This window comes from Candidatus Aquicultor sp., from assembly GCF_054640775.1.
Genome location: NZ_JBTSLF010000306.1, coordinates 1 through 2,763 on the forward strand (window position 1 = coordinate 1; position 2,763 = coordinate 2,763).

At 40.2% G+C, this 2,763-nt stretch carries 3 protein-coding genes; all 3 read right to left on the reverse strand.

Going from position 1 to position 2,763, the window contains the following annotated elements; genetic code table 11:
- A partial coding sequence (locus ACYC56_RS14530; protein ID WP_461374887.1) for a PAS domain-containing sensor histidine kinase occupies positions 1-1,176 on the reverse strand: 1,176 nt, incomplete at its 3' end.
- Between the two features lie 88 nt (positions 1,177-1,264).
- Entirely contained in the window at positions 1,265-2,632 is a 1,368-nt protein-coding gene (locus ACYC56_RS14535) for a sigma-54-dependent transcriptional regulator (RefSeq protein ID WP_461374888.1), read from the reverse strand.
- A gap of 11 nt (positions 2,633-2,643) precedes the next feature.
- Complete coding sequence (locus ACYC56_RS14540; RefSeq protein WP_461374889.1) at positions 2,644-2,760, reverse strand: hypothetical protein; 117 nt, start codon at positions 2,758-2,760, stop codon at positions 2,644-2,646.
- Between the last annotated feature and the right edge of the window lie 3 nt (positions 2,761-2,763).

A 2,763-nucleotide genomic window follows, 5' to 3' on the forward strand; every position in this document is an offset into this window, starting at 1 on the left:
TTTATAAGAGTTGCGGACTTCCTCATCATCTTCGACGAGAAGAATTAGATTCTTTGCCTCCGGAACGGTGAAATGGAATTCACTCCCTTCGCCGATCTGCGAATAAAACCAAACTTGTCCGCCGTGTTTATCTACGATCTCTTTGACCAATGTGAGTCCTAGACCGCTTCCTTTTTCTCCGCTCGTTCCAACTAGTGAAAATTTTTGATCGATTCGGAAAAGTTTTGATTGGTTCTCTTCCGAAATGCCGAGACCTTCGTCGCGTACGACAACTTCGATCATTCCTTCCTTAAATCTGCTGGAAGATATGTGAACGTCTTTTCCTTCCGGCGTAAATTTAATCGCGTTAGTGGTAAAATTGATAATTGCCTGACCGAACAATCTTTCATCTGCATTGATGTGCAGATCCGAAGGTATATCCAATTTGATATCAATATTTTTTCGCATCGCATCGCCTGTGAGCGGTGTTATTGCGGTTGAGATTGCCTGCTTTACATTGAGACGTACCGGTTCGACTTTGATTCTGCCTGTTTGCAGACGCGACCAATCCAAAAGGCAATTGATAAGATTCAGTTGAGACTTTGATGCATCGTAAATGTAATGCAGATATTCATTCTTTTCTTCTTCGGAAACCTCAGCTTCATTTAAAAGTATCTCCGAAAATCCCAACAAAGTTGTAAATGGAGCGCGGAGATCGTGAGAAATTATCGAAATGAATTTATCTTTTGAAACGTTTTGTTCTTTCAATAATTCAAGGGATTTCTGAAGTTCGGTTTCTTTATTCTTGAGCCCCGTGATGTTCAAAGCGGTACTTTTTTGTTCAATAATTTTTCCCGATCCTAATTCTCTCTTCACCAAAATCGATTCATTAAGCCAGACAATTTTGCCGTCCTTGGCAATGATACGATACGCAATTTCCGATTCATTCTGGGTTGAATTGTTTTCAAGTTCCATCAATGCTTTTTTGATGATTGGCAAGTCGTCATCAAATGCAAGCGAGTAAAGATGTTCAGGCAGAGCGTCTATTTCAGAAGGGGAGTAGCCGGTAATTTTCTCAATGGAGTCCGAAATGAAAAAATTATTTTGCCCGTCAAAATTTTCGGCAATGAAAAAAACATCCGTCATCCCTTCGGAAAAATTATTTAAGCCGGAATAATTGACACCGCTTTTTTTCATTGCGTTCTTCGTTTTATGAGTAACTAATTAAATATAAGAAATTACCGCAAATACTTCACCGTCCGTTCGATTCTTAGCGGGAAAGTTATTACTCGTCTTTTGGAAATTTAGTTGGAATGCCAAGCTCATCCATTTTTCGGTAAAGCGAAGATAGCCCGATCTCCAATGCTTTTGCGACTTCTTCTTTGTTGTATTCGTACTTTTTTATTGTCTTTAGTATATGCTCATGCTCAAAATTTCTTAATGCGTCTTTCAATGAATCGGGATAACCGCCGGGTTGGTCGCTGCCGCGGACATATTCGGCAAGGTCGTTGATGACAAGATAATCGCCGGTGGCAAAAATAACTGCTCGCTCGATGACATTTTCCAATTCTCTAACGCCGCCGCGCCAGTCATGCGAAATCAAAACCTTCATAGTTTCGTTTGTAACGCCGAGAATTTTTTTACCCATTTCACTGCAGTACATTTCTAAAAAGTGTGAAATAAGCAGTGGAATATCTTCCTTGCGTTCGTTCAGCGAGGGGAGCTTTAGTTCCACAACGTTCAATCTGTAGAAAAGGTCTTCTCTAAATTCTCCGGATTTTGTCTTCTCAAACAAATTCTGATTTGTAGCTGCAATTATTCTTACGTTGGTGCTCACAGATTTTACTCCGCCGACCGGAATAAATTCTTTGTCTTCGATTGCACGTAAAAGTTTTACTTGCAGATTTAACGGCAGTTCACCGATCTCATCCAAGAAAAGTGTTCCGCCGTCGGCTACTTTGAAAAGTCCCTGCTTATCTTCAGTCGCGCCGGTGAATGATCCTTTTTTATGTCCGAACAATTCACTTTCGATTAAGTTTTCGGAAATTGCGCCGCAATTGATCGGAAGAAAAATATTGTCCTTTCTGCGGCTGTTGAAATGAATTGCTTTTGCGACGAGCTCTTTTCCCGTTCCGCTTTTTCCGTAAATTAAAACGTTGCTGTTTGTCGGCGCCACCTGTTGAATTATTTGGAAAACTTTTTTCATCGGTTCGCTCTTGCCGATAAGATTTGTGAACCCCGTATCGGAAGAAATTCTTTGCCGCAATGTTTTATTTTCGAGCGACATCTTTTTGTAATTGATTAATCTCTTTATGCGAATGATCAAATCGTCGAACTCTACCGGTTTTATAAGATAATCAAATGCGCCCTGACGGAGTGCATCGATAGCGGTTTTAACGGAAGCATATGCCGTCATAATAATAAAAAATGTTTCGGGGGAAATTTTGGATACGGATTCCAGAAGCTGCATGCCGTCCAGTTTCGGCATTTTTATATCAGTAACAACAATATCAAAATTAATTTCTTGAATTTTTTGAAGCGCTTCCTCACCGTCGGCAGCAACTTCGGTAGAAAATCCCTCTTCATCCAAAACCATCTTAAGCGAATCGCGGATTGGTTTTTCATCATCAACAATCAAAATTTTTGCAGACATTTTTTCTCCGTCTAATTTTGCGCAATAGGAAGAATTATTGTGAAAGTGCTTCCCTCATTGATTTTACTTTTAACTCTAATTTCACCATGGAACCGATGAACGATTCCGTAACTGACCGATAGCCCCAAGCC